11 protein-coding genes and 1 pseudogene are annotated in these 17,406 nt (G+C 60.5%); 7 read left to right on the top strand and 5 right to left on the bottom strand.

Annotation, left to right across the window (positions count from 1 at the left end; genetic code table 11):
• The first annotated feature begins 103 nt into the window (after positions 1-103).
• The 6 genes from C5F71_RS14335 to C5F71_RS14310 all read left to right on the top strand — a co-directional run bounded on the left by C5F71_RS14335 (position 104) and on the right by C5F71_RS14310 (position 7,603).
• Entirely contained in the window at positions 104-604 is a 501-nt protein-coding gene (locus C5F71_RS14335) for a sigma-70 family RNA polymerase sigma factor (protein WP_070995032.1), read from the top strand.
• Entirely contained in the window at positions 604-1,551 is a 948-nt protein-coding gene (locus C5F71_RS14330) for a FecR domain-containing protein (protein WP_104911371.1), read from the top strand. The genes C5F71_RS14335 and C5F71_RS14330 overlap by 1 nt, the downstream gene beginning before the upstream one ends.
• A gap of 112 nt (positions 1,552-1,663) precedes the next feature.
• Positions 1,664-4,087 carry a TonB-dependent siderophore receptor gene (locus tag C5F71_RS14325; RefSeq protein WP_029299838.1) on the top strand — a complete coding sequence of 808 codons (2,424 nt, stop codon included), beginning with the start codon at positions 1,664-1,666 and terminating at the stop codon, positions 4,085-4,087.
• Between the two features lie 190 nt (positions 4,088-4,277).
• Positions 4,278-5,621 (top strand): CHASE2 domain-containing protein, encoded by a 1,344-nt coding sequence (locus C5F71_RS14320; RefSeq protein WP_104911370.1) that lies wholly within the window; start codon positions 4,278-4,280, stop codon positions 5,619-5,621.
• Between the two features lie 38 nt (positions 5,622-5,659).
• On the top strand, positions 5,660-6,025 hold the full coding sequence (locus C5F71_RS14315; protein WP_029299836.1) for a hypothetical protein: 366 nt from the start codon (positions 5,660-5,662) through the stop codon (positions 6,023-6,025).
• A gap of 12 nt (positions 6,026-6,037) precedes the next feature.
• Complete coding sequence (locus C5F71_RS14310) at positions 6,038-7,603, top strand: M48 family metallopeptidase (RefSeq protein WP_104911369.1); 1,566 nt, start codon at positions 6,038-6,040, stop codon at positions 7,601-7,603.
• A 75-nt stretch (positions 7,604-7,678) separates the two neighbouring features.
• Here C5F71_RS14310 and C5F71_RS14305 read toward each other — a convergent pair whose 3' ends face one another.
• Positions 7,679-8,974 (bottom strand): OprD family porin, encoded by a 1,296-nt coding sequence (locus C5F71_RS14305; RefSeq protein WP_029299834.1) that lies wholly within the window; start codon positions 8,972-8,974, stop codon positions 7,679-7,681.
• A 393-nt stretch (positions 8,975-9,367) separates the two neighbouring features.
• Between C5F71_RS14305 and C5F71_RS14300 the strand changes: the two are divergent.
• Positions 9,368-11,290: pseudogene (locus C5F71_RS14300) on the top strand (TonB-dependent receptor); the annotation flags it as partial.
• 283 nt (positions 11,291-11,573) lie between these two features.
• On the opposite strand, the gene C5F71_RS14295 reads toward C5F71_RS14300, so the two are convergent.
• From C5F71_RS14295 to C5F71_RS14280, 4 genes are all read right to left on the bottom strand, one after another.
• The gene (locus C5F71_RS14295; RefSeq protein ID WP_104911367.1) at positions 11,574-11,786 is read right to left on the bottom strand and encodes a hypothetical protein; all 213 of its coding nucleotides are present in this window, start codon (positions 11,784-11,786) and stop codon (positions 11,574-11,576) included.
• 243 nt (positions 11,787-12,029) lie between these two features.
• The gene (gene aguA, locus C5F71_RS14290; protein ID WP_104911366.1) at positions 12,030-13,136 is read right to left on the bottom strand and encodes an agmatine deiminase; all 1,107 of its coding nucleotides are present in this window, start codon (positions 13,134-13,136) and stop codon (positions 12,030-12,032) included.
• Positions 13,137-13,141: 5 nt separating this feature from the next.
• Positions 13,142-14,020, bottom strand: coding sequence for an N-carbamoylputrescine amidase (gene aguB, locus C5F71_RS14285; protein ID WP_029299828.1), 879 nt, complete (start codon positions 14,018-14,020; stop codon positions 13,142-13,144).
• Between the two features lie 304 nt (positions 14,021-14,324).
• On the bottom strand, positions 14,325-17,228 hold the full coding sequence (locus tag C5F71_RS14280; RefSeq protein ID WP_104911365.1) for an aminotransferase: 2,904 nt from the start codon (positions 17,226-17,228) through the stop codon (positions 14,325-14,327).
• Positions 17,229-17,406: the final 178 nt, after the last annotated feature.

Genomic DNA, 17,406 nt, shown 5'->3' with positions numbered 1-17,406 from the left:
CTCCCCGATAGGTAAAGCTGACAGCGCCACAACACCCGCTTGCATAAAAACTCCACCCTCACAATAATGAGAGAGATTACCATTTACGCTTGGTGAAACCCTCATGTCGGCGCTTGATCATTCAGCTCTTCATCAGCTGTACAGCGAACACAACAGTTGGTTGAAGGGCTGGTTGCGCGTCCGCCTGGGCAATGCTGCCGATGCTTCTGACCTGGCTCAAGACACGTTCCTACGGGTCATGACCGCACGCAATGACACGCCCATCCGCGAGCCCCGCGGTTATCTGAGTGCCATTGCCCGTTCGCTGCTAATCGACAAGTCGCGCCGACGCACCATCGAAAGGGCCTACCTTTACGCCCTGGCCCAGAGGCCGGAGCCGGTGGATGTTTCGCCGGAGATTCGTTTGTCCATCATCGAAATGCTGGTAGCCATTGATAGCCTGCTCGATGAACTGGGTACCCGGACCCGGGAGATTTTCCTCGCCGTGCAGCTTGAAGGCCTGAGTTACGTTGCCGCGGCTGAACGCTTCGGCGTGTCGGTGACGACGGTCAAAAACCATCTGATCCGGGCCATGACGCGCTGCCTGTTGCTGGTCGAACCTTGATGCCTGCCACAGTCGACCTCAAGACACTGGAAGCCGCCGCAACCTGGTATGTACAGCTCAACGACGGCAGCGGCAGCGAAGCGCAGACCCAGGCCTGGCAAGCATGGGTAGATGCCAATCCACAGCACGCGGCGGCGTGGGCCCGGGTCGAAATGTTGCAGCAACAATGGGCAAAGATGCCTCGACAAGCGGCCCTGTCGAGCCTTGGCGCCGCCCAGGCACAGCGCCGTGACGTGCTGAAAATACTCGGCATGCTGGTGGCCGTTGGCGGCTGTAGCTGGCTGGCGGTGGAGCAGGTGCCATATCGCTCGATGCTCGCCCAGCAACGCACCCGCCTGGGCGAACGGCGCTCGGTCCGCCTGGACGATGGGTCGCAATTGGAAATGAACGCCGACACGGCACTGGATATCCACTTCGACGCCAGGCAGCGGCGGATCGAGCTGTACCGTGGCGAGATTCTTATCCAGACCGCCAAGGATCCCGCCCACCGCCCATTTATTGTGTACACCACTGATGGCAGCGTGCGTGCCCTCGGCACCCGCTTCAGCGTTCGCCCGCTGGCAGGGCAAACGCAGGTGGGCGTTCTGCAGGACGCGGTCGAGGTCACGCCAGGTAACCATGACCACCAGCCATTGCGCCTCGAAGCCGGGCAACAAGTCACTTTTGATCGCCATGCGGTCTCCCCTCCTCACCCGCTGCCAACCGGTTCGACCGCCTGGGTGCAAGGTATGTTGAGCGTGGACGACTGGCGCCTGGGTGACTTTATCGAGGAGTTGAGCCGCTATCGCCCTGGCGTGCTGCGCTGCGCTGCTGGCGTGCAAAACCTGAGCATCTCAGGTGCGTTCCGTATCGACGACACGGATACGGTCCTGGAAAACCTGAGTAAAACCCTACCGGTGAAGGTGCGTTATCTGACGCGATATTGGGCCAGTATCGAACCGGCCTGATTGCCCGCGCAAATTTGTTTGGCTGCTACCTTGCTGATTCCGATTCTCATCCGTCAATGACACAAGCCGCGATAACAGCGGCTCTCTGCCAGCTCAACGGAAGGATCATCCGATGCCCCCGCTTCCTCTCTACGCCAGGACTTCATTGACACGTGCGGTTCGCCTGGCGCTGTTTGGCTTGACCCTCGCAAGCCTGCCGGCAATGGCGCTCCTGCCGACGCAGGCAATGGCCCAAAGCACGGCGCCTTACGCGATCGCCGCCGGCCCGCTGGGCAAGGCCCTCAGCCAATTTGGTGTGCAAGCTGGGGTGACTATTTCGTTCGATACCGAGCAGGCTCGCCACCTCACCACCGGCGGGTTGCAAGGCGCGTACAGCGTCGAGGAAGGCCTGGCCCGGCTGCTCGCCAACAGCGGCTTGCAGGCCCAACGCCAGAGCAACGGCGGATATGTTCTGGTCACCGCCACGGCGCAGGCCGCGCTGGAACTGGGTGCGACCCAAGTCACCGCCAACCAGTTGGGGACGGTGACTGAAGGCTCCGGGTCATATACCCCTGGCACCATCGCGACGGCGACTCGCTTGGTCCTGACGCCTCGCCAAACGCCGCAGTCGATTTCTGTGGTCACCCGCCAGGCCATGGATGATTTCAGCCTCAAATCCATCGACGACGTGATGCGCTATACACCAGGCATCACCGTCGCCACCTACGACAGCGAGCGCACCGCTTATTTCTCGCGTGGGTTTGCCATCCAGAACTTCCAGTACGACGGCATTCCGATCCTGCAGGATGCCCAGTATTCGTCCGGCCATACGCTGACCGATACGGTGATGTACGACCGCGTGGAGATCCTCAAGGGCGCCACCGGCCTGCTCACCGGTGCGGGCGGGTCGGGGGGCACGATCAATATGGTGCGCAAAAAGCCGACCTCGGCGTTCAAAGGCTATATCGATCTGGGTGCAGGCTCGTGGGACAACTATCGCTCGGAAATCGATATCAGCGGCCCGCTGACCGAGACCGGCAATGTCCGTGGCCGAGCGGTTGCCGCCTATCAGGACAAACATACGTTCCTGGATCACTACCAGCGCAAGACCAACGTGTATTACGGGATTCTTGAGTTTGATCTGTCGCCGGACACCTTGCTGACGGTTGGTGGTGACTATCAAGACAGCGACCCGCAAGGTTCTAGCTGGTCCGGATCTGCCTCGCTGTATGACTCGGCGGGCAACCGTATCAACACCTCGCGCTCGTTCAACAACGGTGCCAAGTTCAGTAAGTGGGAACAGTACACGCGCACTGTGTTCGCCACCCTGGAGCACAGCTTTGAAAACGGCTGGGTGGCCAAGGCGCAATACAATCACCAGATCAACGGCTACGACGCACCGCTGGCGGCCTTGCTGTCACCCGATGTCAATACGGGCAAGGCGATGATGCTGACCCGCAAATACACCGGTGAAACCACCAGCGACACCGGCGATCTTTACGCCACAGGGCCCTTCAGCCTGTTTGGACGTGAGCATGAGCTGGTGCTCGGCACCTCGGTGTCCCGTTCCCGCTGGCTGGGCCGGGATTACACCAACGCCACCAACTTCAACAATAGCCACGACTACTTCAACTGGGACGGCGATGCCCCCCGACCGGACTGGGGCCCGCAAACCAAGCGTAACGATGAACTGACCCGCCAGAGCGCCAGCTACATCACCGGGCGCTTTAGCCTGATGGATGACCTGACGCTGATGCTCGGTACCCGGGTCAACAACTATGAGGTCAGCGGCACCAGCCAGGTGAAGGACACCGGCAAGGTGGTGCCCTATGTCGGCGCGGTCTATGACCTCAACGACTATCTCTCGGCCTACGCCAGCTATACCGAAATCTACCTGCCACAAGACGACTACCGCGACAGGACCAACAAGCCCATCGAACCCGATGAAGGCAAGAACTACGAGGTCGGTCTCAAGGGCGAGTTCTTCAATGGCCGCTTGAACGCAAGCCTTGCGTACTTCCAGGTGCATGAAGAAAACCGTGCGGTGGATGACGATGACTACATCGGCGGCAGCTACCCTGGGCTCGACTACGCCTCCAAAGGGATCAAGGCCAAGACCAAGGGCTGGGAAGCGGAAGTGTCCGGTGAACTGAGCCCTGGCTGGCAATTGCAGGCCGGCTATACCCACAAGATCATGCGCGATCAGGCGGGGGAAAAGGTTTCTACCTGGGAGCCGGAAGACCAGGTCAATCTCTACACCAGCTATAAGCTCAAGGGCCCACTGGACAAGCTCACCCTGGGCAGCGGCGTACGCTGGCAAGGTACTGGCTGGAAGATGCTCAGTAACTACGGCAAAGGCACCACCGAGAAGTTCTCTCAGGAACCGCTCTGGCTGGTGGACGTAATGGCGCGCTACCAGATCACCGACACGGTGTCGGCCTCACTGAACGTCAACAACATCTTCGACAAGACGTACTACACCAACATTGGTTTCTACAACTCGGCGTACTACGGCGACCCACGCAATGTGATGCTGTCCACCCGCTGGAACTTCTGACCGGCTAACAAGAGCTCTGCGTCCAGGCATCACATCACGCTGCCTGGACCGCCGCCGGACACACCAGATGGCACTTAGCCATATTTCTAATTGACACCCCCCTCCCCGTCCTTTAAAACCCATGCATTCGCTGCATTCACGCGGGAAACCCTGCCCCTGACAGCACCCGCCGCTTTATATCGAGACATGGATGTCGAAGAACCCCCCGCTTTTCAATCCCCGCCGCTATTTGCTCGCGATTTTTATCGTGTTGCTGGCGGTGCTCGACCCCTTCGGCCTGGCCAGTTCCAGTGACAAGGCATCCGCCCAGTGGCTCAACCGGATGTCTTCCAGCAAGTACCCCAGCACCGGCCAGCAACACATCACCGTGGTGTTGGTCGATGACGCCTACTTGATGCGTAACAACACCTCGTGGCCGATGCCGTACAACGAGCAGAGCAAGTTGTTCAAACGCTTGCTGGCCTACAAACCCAAGGCGGTGTTTGTGGATTTGCTGTACAGCCACGATCACTCCCTCGGTGACCCGACGCGGGGCAGTCAGTTGTTGGCGAATGTGTTCGAGCGCTATCAGCGCCGGGGCATTCCCTTGCTGCTGGCCAATACCGGGGTGACGCGTGGCGAAAAGGGCCAAGCCAATACCCTCGAACAATTTGCCGCATTCAGCCAGCCGGGGCTGGTGGTGTGGGACGGTGTGGACGACAAGTACCCGCTGGCAATGCCGACCGCGCTGGGGGTGATGGAAACCCCGGCCTTGGCGATGTACCGCCAATTCTGCAAGGACGCTCCCTGCACGGGTCTGCCCGAAGATGCCGAGGCGGCCTCACGCTTGCAGCCAATCGCCGTGCAGTGGGGCTTGAAGCTGGCACCCGAGCAGGCACAGATCGCCGATATTCGCCACTGCGCAGCGCCGCGCAACTTCGTACTGGATTGGGTGGCGCAGTTGCTCCAGGCGGTGTTCTGGAAACTGGACGACTCAGCCCAGGCCCGCTGCCCTTATAGCCTGACCTTGTCGGCCAGCGACCTGGAGGTCAGCTCGCCGGAAGATCAGGCGCTGGTGGCCGGGTTGCTGCGCGATCGGCTGGTGATGGTCGGGGCCAGCATCACCTCCACCGGCGACGTGGTGCAGTCACCCGTGCATGGCCTGATTCCTGGGGTTTACCTGCATGCCATGGCCTTGGACAACCTGATCAACAAGGGCATGGATTACGAGCGCGAGCCGGCCAATTTCCCCGGTTGGAACCTGCACTGGGTGGACGTGCTGGAGCTTGGGCTGCTGGCGCTGATTATCGTGCTCAAGGCCCTGCATGCCCGGCGTCTGGCCGGCCTGCATACCTGGACTCGCTGGCGCAGGCAGGAGATCCGCTTCTTCACCTCGCCCTATCCGTCGTGGGGTTTGGTGATGCTGATGCTGCTGGTGGTGTGCGGGGTGCTCTATCTGAACCACATCACCCTGGTCAACGTACTGGGGATTGTTTTGTTGTCATTGGCGCTGTTCAGCGAGCGGATCGAAGCCTTCTTCGACCGTGGCCGCTGAAGGGTGCCGCCATGTCGTCTCACTCAAGGAAACCAAGGATGAACAAGATCCTCATCGTGTTACTCGCCGCGCTTTACAGCCAGGGCGTGCTGGCCGAAACCCATCTCATCAAGGAGTTCCTGGCCGACCCGGTGGAGGTGGTGGACGAGCAAGGCAAAGTGCAGCGGGAAATCGCGCGCAAAGACGCACCCAAGCAACCTCTTCCGGTGTTGCAGCTCAACCAGGCGCTGGAGCTGATCCAGGTGGAATTGGCAGGGCAGAAAGTCTGGCTGGACACCGGCGACGTGCGTATCGAGCCGCCATTTCACAAAACCGCACTGCCGTGCCAGCTAATGCCCCAAAGCCTGGCCAAGGACACACACAACAATTCCACGCTCAGCTACGGCGCCGGCTGCAATCAATAAGGGAGTACCGCGGTGAAGGGATATCTATTGCTGGCCAGTGCATTGCTCAGCGGCTGCGCCACCTTGAAAGGTGCAGACCAGGCGTTTCTGAACCTGGTGGGGCCATCGACCCAGTCACGCGTCGAAGGCCACTATGTGGATAACGCCGACGTGCGCCAGTACTACAAGCTCGACCCGCAACGCGCGGGCCAGCAGCGCTTGAGTTACGACGGTCGCACCGTACCTGCCGCCGAGGCGCGCCAGCAGAACCTGGCGGATATCCCGATGTTGCAGGTGTACTTGCAGAGCATCGTCACGCGCCTGTCCAAGGGCTGGCCAGGGCAGTTGCCGCTGCTGCAGGTGAAGATCACCGACAGCTACAGCTTCGGGCCGTCGGCGGACCCGTACGGCAATATCTTCGTGCCCCTGGGCATGCTGGAAAACGTCGGCAGCGAAGATGAAATCGCCGCCATGCTCGGCCACGAGATGAGCCATGTGCTGCTGCATCACCATGACCGCGCCGCCGCCTTCAAGCAGCAGAAGGACATGTTCACCACCGTAGCCTCCACTGTGGCCCTGGCAACCGTGGCGGCCAACACCGGGGTGGATCGCAGTTCGGGCACCATGAAACTGTTCAGCAAGGACCCGGCGGGCACGCAAAAAACCATCGGCAACACCGTGCTGTATACCTCGCTGGCCAACAGTTTTTCCGACAACGTCTGGAGCACCGCCTGGGGCCGCAGCCAGGAAGACCAGGCAGATTTGCTCGGCACCGACCTGATGATCCGCGCCGGCTACGCGCCGCGTGCGGCCACCCATAGCCTGGAACGCTTGAATGATTTCCAGGGCAAGCAGAAGCCGCTGCTGACGGGCTTTCTCACCGCCCGCAAGGACGCGATGCAAGACTCATTGCAACAGTTCAACCTCGACCGCTTTACCAAAGAGCTGGACGTGCTGGTCAAGGATGGCCTGACCAATACCATCACCGCCACCACCGATTACTTCAACCGCTCCCACATGTCCGCCATCGACCGTGACACCGAGCTGCGCCAATACCTGCAACGCGAGTACCGCAAGGAACGCCGCGCCCGAGTAAACACCACGAGCTGGCCGAAGGTACGTGACGCCGCGCCCGTGGCCAAGGCCATGCAAGGCTACAAGGATGCGTACGCCGCCACCGCTGCCCTGGCAAAAAACAAAGTGCCCGAGGCCGATGCCTTTATCCGGCGCGCCTTGAGTTCACCGGTCAAGGATCAGCCGAACATCCGTCGCACCGCCTACGCCGTACGCCTGGCCCAAGGCAGAAATGCCGATGCGCTCAAGGAGTTGCAGGCGATCAAGGACTGGTCCCTGGCTGGGCCTTCGACCTATGACTTGATGATCAGCTACTACCTCAAGCGCGGCGACGGCAAGGCCGCGCTGGCCATGATCGACAAGGCCGAACGCAACCTGGGCTCGGAAGAGTTGTTTATCACCGAGAAGCTGCTGGCCAACCAGCAACTGCAAAACACCCAGCAGGTGCAGAGCGTGCTGCGCAAATGCGGGCAGTACCCGGCGCGCAAGGCCAACTGCCAGAAGCTGGCGCAGGTCAAGGCGTAGGCTTTCAGGCAGGTATAAAAAAACCCCGACAAGTCGGGGTTTTTTATTGCCTGGTATCAGGCACGACGCTCGATCTTAGAACACGTTGATCGGGTAGTCGGCGAACAGACGGATTTCGTTACCACCAACGTTGTAGTTGTTGGCGTTGGTCGAAACACGCAACCACGAAGCGCGGGCACGCAGGCTCAGGTCTTTAGCCGGGCCGCTCTGTACCACGTACTTGAACTGGTTGAAGATTTCACGCTCGGTGCCATCGCCACGGTTGCTACCGTCGTCGATGTTGGTGCCGCGCACGTAAGCGATGTTGTAGCTCAGGCCCGGTACACCGAAGGTGGTGAAGTCAATGCCGTAGCCGACCTGCCAGGAGCGCTCGTCTTTAGCGTTGAAGTCAGACCAGTAGGAGTTGGCCAGCAGGATGGTATTACCACCGTCGCCGATACCGCTGCCACGGGTGTTGTTGCGATAGCCGCCGTACATGTAGCCAGTGTCACCGGAGCTGCGCTGGTGAGCCAGGGTCAGGCTGTGCGGACCGAAGGCCCAAGTGGCGCCCAGGCTCCAGATTTTGTTGTCGCGAGCGCTAGCATCACCTTGAGTCAGCTGGGCGAAGCTCTTGTCCAGCTTGGTCTTGTAGCCGTTGAAGTCAAAAGTCAGCGACTGCTCTTGTGGCAGGGCCAGCACGTAGTTGACGTTGACGTATTGCTTCTTCAGCACGTCTTCCATGTCGGATGCGTACAGCGCGGCCGACAGGCTTTCGGTGAACTTGTAGCTACCGCCCAGGTAGGCGATGTTTTTCAGGTTGCCGCTGTCGGTGCCTTCGGCGCCTTTTTGGGCTTCCTTGGTGAAGTAACCACCTTGCAGCTCCAGACCTTTGATCTCTTTGGAGACGATCGAGGTACCGGTGTAGGTTTCCGACAACAGACGGGAGTTGTCGTACTGCAGGACCGGCACGGCTGGCATCTGGTCACCGTACTTCAGCACAGTGTTGGAGATGCGTGCCTTGACGGCTGCGCCGCCCTTGGCCAGGTCGTGTGGTGCTGCGCCGCTGTCGCCTTGCTTGAAGAAGTTGATACCGCCAGCGCCGCTGCGACCTTTACCACCGTCCAGACGGATGGCGTATTGGCCGATCACGTCCACACCCACACCGACGGTGCCTTGGGTGAAGCCGGACTCGAACTTACCGATGAAGCCTTGGCCCCACTCGGCTTTATCTTGACCACCGTCTTTGTAATCGCGGCTGATATACGCATTACGCGCCGCGATGTTCAGGTGACTGTCTTCCACGAAGCCTTTGGATTGCTCCTGGTCGTTTGCCATTGCCTGAGTAGCGCTCAAAATCCCCAGAGCAAGCAGACCCATCCGTTTATTCAACATTTTTTTATTCCTTATTACTGGTTGAGTACGCGCTGTGACACCTGGCTCCATTTGGCTTTTTTGGTATCGACTTTCCCCGGATAAAAAAAGGCCCGCGGACGACCGAATATGCCGCGGGCCTTTTTTTATAGAGAAGTCATGGCGGTTAGCCACAGGCGTTGAGGCGAATCCTATCCGCGCCTTCAACCGCATGTCAATTTAGTGAATCGTCTGTATTTAGGCAAAAAAAGTCTAAGCGATATTATTTAGCCATTATTTACGCCATATATACGCTCGCCCGATTCATACGGTGAATAAGCCGCTGGTGGGTAACGCAATTTCCAATGTGGCGTAAAATTCCCTACAAGACACATCTTGATACAAATACCCGAGCGGGCAGCGCAAGAATAAATCACGCGCGCAAATACGCCGGTGCGCTACGTGCCCCAGGCGATTGATTCGGTAAAGACCGAGAACCTGCGCGCCTACGGCACCAACGACCTGGGCCAGGCCTTGAGCGGTATCCCCAACGTCAGCAGCGGCGCCGATACGCGCTTCGACAGTTTGCGCATCCGCGGCTTCGAGGCCAGCAGCGACTTCTACCTCGATGGCATCCGTGACGACAGCCAGTACGTGCGCGACCTGCACAATATCGAGCGCATCGACGTGCTCAAGGGCCCCGCCGCAGTGCTGTACGGGCGTGGCGGCCAGGGTGGGATCGTCAACCGCGTCAGCAAGCTGCCCCAGGCCGGGCGTGCTTCCAGTATCGAGGCCCAGGGCGGCACCAACGGGTTGCGCAGCCTGTACACCGACTTGAGCGCCGACCCTAGCGAGAACATCAGCCTGCGCCTGAACATGGGTAACGAGGACACCGACAGTTTCCGCGACGATATCAGCGGCAACCGCAAACTGTTCGCGCCGTCGATAAGCTGGCAACTGACCCCGCAACTGAACTGGCTGGTGCAATACGAATACAGCCGCTACGACCGCACCCCGGACCGTGGCATCCCTGGCGTGCGTGGACGCCCGGCCGATGTGAGCCGCGACACCACCTACGGCGACCCGCGCGACTACATCGACGACACCACCCAATCCCTGCGCTCCAAGCTCGCCTATGAGCTCAACGACAGTTGGCAACTGCGCCACACCCTGGGCGTGTTCAAGCTCGACAGTGACTTCGACAACACCTACCTGACCGGCTACGACGCCGTGACCAACAAGGTCGGGCGTCAGCGCTGGCAGCAGGACCTGAGGACGCGCAACGTATTCAATAACGTCGAGCTCGAAGGCGGCTTCAACACCTTTGGCCTGGAGCATCGCCTGCTGAGCGGTGTGGAATTGGGCAGCCAGCGCCGTGATCCGAAGCTGTACAGCGCGGTAACGGCAACAGTGCCCGGCCTTGATCTGAACCACCCCAACCGGCACCTGAGCCATACCGGGCCGATGAGGATCTCCAGCAACAACCACACCGAAGTCGAAAGCCAGGGGCTGTATGTGCAGGACCAACTGCGCCTGAACGATCAGTGGCAAGTCCTCGCCGGTCTGCGCTACGACCGTTTTGAAGTAGAAACCACTAATAAGATCACCCATATCCGGCAACCCGTCGACAGCCACAACACCAGCCCACGGCTGGGCGTGGTGTGGACGCCGGTGGAGAACCATTCGTTCTACGCGTCCTGGAGCAAGACGTTTTCCCCCACCGGTGGCGGCCTGATCGGCATCACCCCGAATGCGCCGGGCAATGCCAACGACCTGAGCCCCGAGCTGACCAAGCAAAAAGAAATCGGGGTCAAGAGCGACTGGCTCGACGACCGCCTGAGCACCACCCTCGCCGTGTATGAACTGGAACTGTACAACCGCCGCACCCGTGACCCGGAGAACCCGCTGATCACCCTGCTCAGCGGCATACAACGCTCCCGTGGTATCGAGCTGACCACCACCGGCAAAATCGTCGGCAACTGGTATGTGCGCGGCGGCGTCGGCGTACAGGATGCCAAGGTGGTGAAAGACAACAACGGCTTTGAAGGCAAGCGCATCAGCGACGTGGCCAAGCGCAACGCCAGCCTGTTCGTGACCTGGAAACCCGAGATGGGCTGGTACGCCGAAACCGGCCTGACCCTGGTGGGCGATCGTTATGCCGATAACGCCAATACCGTGATGCTGCCCGGCTATGGCCGCTGGGACGCCCTGGCGGGCTTCCGGCACAAGGAATGGGATGTGAAGGCGGCGCTGAACAACATCAGCGACAAGACGTACTACGCGTCGGCGACCAGCGCCAACCAGATCCAGTTTGGCGACCCGCGCAGCCTGGTGGTGACGGGGACGTACAACTTCTAACCCTCGCCCAACGCCACTGGTACACACGATTCATGTGAGATTCGACATGGCGCTGTCGCGCAGCAAACTGGCCCCTTAGTGGCGAGCGGGCTTGCCCCGCGTTGGGCTGCGCAGCAGCCCCAAAACCAGCCTCTGCGCACGCATTCGTCTTTCGTTGGGGGCGCTATGCGCCCGACGCGGGGCAAGCCCGCTCGCCACAAAAATACGGTCACTTTTTGAATCAATGACTTATTTTATTTTTGATAAAAGCGGGCCAGCTCCCACATTTGGAAATCAGTGCCCATCAGTTCTGGATCAAGTCGCACAGCACCTGCACTTCATCCTCGCTGAACAACCCCACCGGGTAACGCTCACTCATCACCCTGCGCGAATCAGCCTGCCTGATCCGGCGCGAGCCGTTTGCCTTCAACCAGAGTGCCAGCGCGTGAATCGCGTCGCCCCGCACTGCCAGGGGATGGGACGCGCGTTTATAGACCAGGTTGATATCGGCGTTCATTTCAGCGCTCTCTCCTACTGCTTGAGCGGCTAACTTACTCAAGGTTTATGACAGAACTGCGCAGTCACAAACCCCGATCACTGTCACAGCGTCGATACAAGAGCTGTGCCAATAAGCCCGGTTTATCTGGCGCCAGACACAAAAAAGCCCACGACCCTCACGGGCCATGGGCTTGCTGTTACTGCTCGGTGCAACTAGCGGCGATCAGTCGCCGTACGGCGAAATTGCCTGTTACAAGTGCACTCAGTTTTTGTGCGGTGCGGGCTGTTGTTGGGTCAGGCAGTGGATATTGCCGCCACCCAGTAACAGTTCACGGCCGGGCACCATCACCACTTCATGTTGCGGGAACAGACCCTGAAGGATTTCCTGGGCACGGCTGTCCAGCGGATCATCAAAACTCGGCGCAATAATGCCGCCGTTGACGATCAGGAAGTTGACGTAGGAACCGGCCAAACGCACGGTCGGATTACGCTCCTGGGAACCATCCACCGGGTCGACACCGGCGCATTCTTGCTCAGTGGCGTACAGCGGCCCCGGGATCGGCATTTTATGCACAATAAATGCGCGGCCCTTGGCATCGGTGCTGTTTTGCAGCACGTCCATGGCAGCATGGCAGCGCGCATAGTTCGGGTCTTGCGGGTCGTCAGTCCAGGCCAGCAGCACTTCACCCGGGCGCACGTAGCAGCAGAAGTTATCCACATGGCCGTCGGTTTCGTCGTTGAACAGACCGTCGGGCAACCAGATGATTTTATCCACCGCCAGGTTGGCGCTGAGGACCGCTTCGATTTCTGCACGGCCCAGATGCGGGTTGCGATTGCGGTTGAGCAGGCATTCCTCGGTGGTGATCAGCGTGCCTTCGCCATCGACGTGAATCGACCCGCCTTCGAGCACAAACCCCTCAGTGCGATAACGCGGGCTGCGCTCGATCTCCAGGATCTTGCCGCCCACCTGGGAGTCGCGGTTCCACGGCGCATACAAGCCACCGTCAAACCCGCCCCAGGCATTGAAGTCCCAATTCACGCCACGGACTTCACCCTGGTCATTGATCACGAAGGTCGGCCCGCTGTCGCGTACCCACGCGTCGTCGCTGGACATCTCCACCACGCGAATATTCGGCACATCCAGGCGCGCCCGGGCGTTTTCGTACTGGCCGGCCGAAACCGCGACCGTCACCGGCTCAAAGCGCGCAATGGCCTTGGCCACCGCCACATGGGCCGCCTGTGCCGGTTTGCCGCCCAGGCGCCAGTTGTCCGGGCGCTCGGGCCAGATCATCCAGGCCTGGGTCTGGGGTGCCCACTCGGCTGGCATATAGAAGCCGTCAGCGCGAGGCGTGCTGTGCAAAGTGGTCATGGCGATCAGGACTCCAGGGAACCGTCGAGGGTCTTGAGCGCGCCGTACAGGTTCGGCCGGCGATCACGGAACGAGCCCCACGCACTGCGGATGTGCTCCAGTTCATCGAGGTCGAAGCTGTGCACCAGGATGCCTTCTTCGGTTTCGTTGAGTTCTTCGACCTTCTCACCGAACTGGTTGGCAATGAACGACGAGCCGTAGAAGGTAATGTCGTAGCCGTCCTGCTCTTCGTTGCCGATGCGGTTGCTGGCGATCAGCGGCATCAGGTTGGCGCCGGCATGGCCTTGTTGCACACGCTGCCAGTGGTCGCGGGACGAGATGGTCTTGTCGTGCGGCTCGCTGCCGATGGCGGTCGGGTAGAACAGGATTTCCGCGCCTTGCAGCGCCATGCTGCGGGCGCATTCCGGGAACCACTGGTCCCAGCAGATGCCCACGCCGATTTTTGCGTAGCGGGTGTTCCACACTTTGAAGCCGGTATCGCCCGGGTTGAAGTAGTACTTTTCGTGGTAGCCAGGGCCATCCGGGATGTGGCTTTTACGATAAATCCCGAGGTTGGAGCCGTCGGCATCGATGATCGCGATGCTGTTGAAACGCGCACGGCCGGCCAGCTCGAAAAAGCTGATCGGCAGGACGACTTGCAGTTCCTTGGCGATTTTCTGGAAGTGCTTGATAGCCACGTTTTCTGCAACCGGAGTTGCCAGTTGCAGATAGTCCGGGTTTGGCTTCTGGCAGAAGTAAGGGCTTTCGAACAGTTCCTGGATCAGGATGATCTGCGCGCCTTTGGCGGCGGCCTCACGGACCAGCTTCTCAGCGGTCTCGATATTGGCTTCGAGGTCCCAGGAACAAGCCATCTGGGTAGCGGCGACGGTAACGATACGGCTCATGAATCATCTCCTGGGCGGTGGTCAGCGGCCAGGATAACCGGGGCCGATGACAGAAAGGGGAATGCTGGGCGACTTTATAGCGGATAAAAATCGGCTTTTAAAGCTTGCAGATCTCCACCCATCGAAAAAAAGCAAAATATTCCCGATAACAATCGGCTTAAAGTCTGAAACACCATCGCCCTTGTGGGAGCGGGCTTGCTCGCGAAAGCGGTGTGCCTGTCTACAAATCTGTCACTGATACACCGCTTTCGCGAGCAAGCCCGCTCCCACAGTGGTGATCTCATTTCAACTCATAGAAAGGTGTCTACAACCCTTCATCCAACACCTTCGACAACATGTCGACAAAGAAATCCACACTGCGTTTAGACGTTACCATCGGCGGCTTGATCTTGAGGATATTCAGATAGTCCCCGGTCGGTTGCATGAAAATCCCCAGTTCACGTAGACGATCGCACAACCGTGCGGTCTCTTCGGTGGCCGGTTCCAGCGTCTGCCGATCCCGCACCAACTCCAACCCCAGATAGAAGCCCGAGCCATGCACCGCTCCCACCAGGGGATGGCGCTCGATCAACGCTTGCAGCCGCGCCTTGAAATGCGCGCCGACCACCTGGGCGTTTTCCCAGAGTTTTTCTTGCTCCATCACATCCAGCACCGCCAGGCCAATCCGGCAACTGACCGGGCTGCCGCCTGAGGACGAGAAGAAATACCCTTCGGCCTCCAGCGCTTCGGCGATTTCCCGGCGGGTAATCACCGCGCCCAGGGGCTGGCCGTTGCCCATGCCCTTGGCCATGGTGATGATGTCCGGCACCACGCCCTGCTCTTCAAAGCCCCAGAAGAAATGGCCCATGCGTCCGTAGCCGACCTGCACTTCATCGGCAATACACACCCCACCCTGGGCGCGGACCAGGGCGTACACCTGCTGCAGGTAGCCCGGCGGCAAGGAAATACCGCCGGCATTGCCATACACCGGCTCGCAGATAAAACCCGCCAGTTGGCGCTGGCTGGCCGCGATCTTCGCCAGGTTGTGCTCGACGCTGCGCACATAATCCGGCGCACTGTGCGGGCCACGGAATTGGCCACGATAGGTATTGGGCGCGGTCACCGGATGCACCCAGTCTGGCCGGCTGCTCAAGGCCTGGGGGTTGTCGGCAATCGAAGTGGACACCGCATCGGCCGCCACCGACCACCCGTGGTAAGCCTCCAGCACGCTGAGCATGTCGCGCCCGCCGCTGTAGGCCCAGGCCAGGCGGATCGCCAGGTCGTTGGCTTCGGTGCCACTGTTGACCAGGAACACCCGGTCCATGCAATCCGGGGCCAGGGCCAGCAAGCGCTCGGAGAACTCGGCAATCGCGGCGTAGTGAAAGCGTGAGTTGGTGTTGAGCAACGACCACTGCCGCGCCGCCACCTGTGCCATGCGCGGATGGCCGTGGCCCAGCACCGCGACGTTGTTGAGCATGTCCAGATACGAACGGCCCTGCATATCGATCAGATGGTTGCGCCAACCGCGTTCGATGCGCGGCGGGTCAACGTAATAATGCTTCTGCGAGCGCGCAAAGCTGGCATCGCGCCGGGCCAGCAAGGCGTGTGGATCCAGCTCCGGCTCGGCGTCGCAGGCAAGACCCAGCAGCGTCGCCGGCGAGGGGCACAACGCCTGCCAGGCCGCAGCGCGCGATGGCGTGCAGAACAACGGTGGCTCAAGGTCGACGCGGCACAGTTGCACCGCCAATAGCCCGCCAGCCTCACCCAGGACCTGGCCCTTGAGCACCGCGGCACCGGCTTGCAACGTCGGTTCAACCCCCCACAGCCATATATTCAGTTGCGCACTGTGCAGACACAGGCCGCCATCGGCCGTGCGCCGCAGGGTGCCGGCAAACGGCGCTTGGACGACCGTACCCGCAGGCGCATGCAGTTCCACATGCAGCGCGAAGGTATCGGGTTCGGCCGCGCAATCGGGGCGCGTGCGGGACAGGCGATATTGGCCATAACGGCTGGCCGCCAAGCCATGGGCCGCCGCCGCTTGCTGCAATAGTTGCTGATCGATGCCAGGGGCTTCCCAATTACCTGCTTCAAAATGCGGGCTGAGCACGCCCAGGTCGACCAGCGCGAACTCGCGTCCCACCAGGCCCGGCAGCAGCGGGGCAAAGTCTTCGCTGGCCGTGAACGACGGGGTAGCACCGACGCAAGCCAGGATCGCCGACTCCATCAACTCAAATGGCACCGAGGTGGCAACCTGGAAGATTTCCCACTCGTGCTCGGCATTCTTCAACAGGTAGGTGTTATCCGGGTCCAGGCGCTGCTGCTGTTCACTGCTCAACACCAACACCGCCGCGCGGGCCACGATCAGCGGCCACAGCGCCTGCAATTCTTGCGGCTGCAGGGGCGTCAGGGCGTGACAGGCCTGGATCGCCGGCAGGATCGCGAACGTGTCGCCCTCGGCGTGGTGCAGTAACGCGGCGCAGGTCACCGACAGATCGGCAATCCGCCAGGTGTGCACCAGGTCGCCGAAATCGATGACCCCCTGCACCTGCCAATGCCGCTGGGCATCGCGCTGCCAGACCACATTGTCGTCGGTGATATCCATATGCACGGCTTGCCAGGGCAATTGATCGGCCAGGGGCCGGATGCGCTGCTCGACCTGTGCGGCGACCCGTTCCAGGGCCGCGCGGTGCGGCAGGTTGTCGAGTGTCGACAACAAATGGCTGATCAACTCCCCGGCATGGCGCGGGTCCCACTGCAGCGTGCGCGCAAGGCCCGCATGGGTGAAGCCGGCCAACGCCTGGCTCATCTGCCCGCACAGCCGGCCAAAACCTTCGATCACCTCACGGCCCAGGTGCGGCAGGTGGGTCAGCGGCTGGCCTTCGATATAGTCCAGCAAACGCACATGCAGGGTTTGCCCGGCGACCGTCACGGTCAGCAGTTGCTCGCCGTCGAGAGCCCTGATGACCTCTGGCACCCGCACCTCGGATTGCAAGTGCGCCAGGGCCGCATGCTGGGCGTGCAGCTCCATGGCGGCATACTCGCCACGGCAGATTTTCAGGACGAAGCGGCCACGGTCACTGTCGACGCGGTAATTGAGGTCTTGCTGGCTGCCCAGGGACTGCAGCGTGCCACTGAGGCCGTAATGCTGCTCCAGCAACTGCAAAGCCTGCTGCGGCCCGACCTGCGGGCACGGCAAACTGGCGCGGTGGATCAATGTATCGAGCAACATGTGACGGCCCCTGGTTTTTTGTCCGGCGCTTATATCGCCATTGTTGATAGGTTTGATGCAACCCTAACCCATTGTGATTGTCTTCTTTGAGCACGCAAGTCGGGCCAATCTGACCACCGCCCCTTGCACCGCCCATCGCAAGCCCGCAAGCTATGCCCCATTCGCTCAATGTCCGTCT

It is taken from the genome of Pseudomonas sp. LG1D9 (assembly GCF_002949995.1).
Lineage (GTDB): Bacteria > Pseudomonadota > Gammaproteobacteria > Pseudomonadales > Pseudomonadaceae > Aquipseudomonas > Aquipseudomonas proteolytica.
The sequence above is the reverse complement of the archived record's forward strand: the minus strand, read 5'-3'. Positions and strand labels throughout refer to the sequence as shown.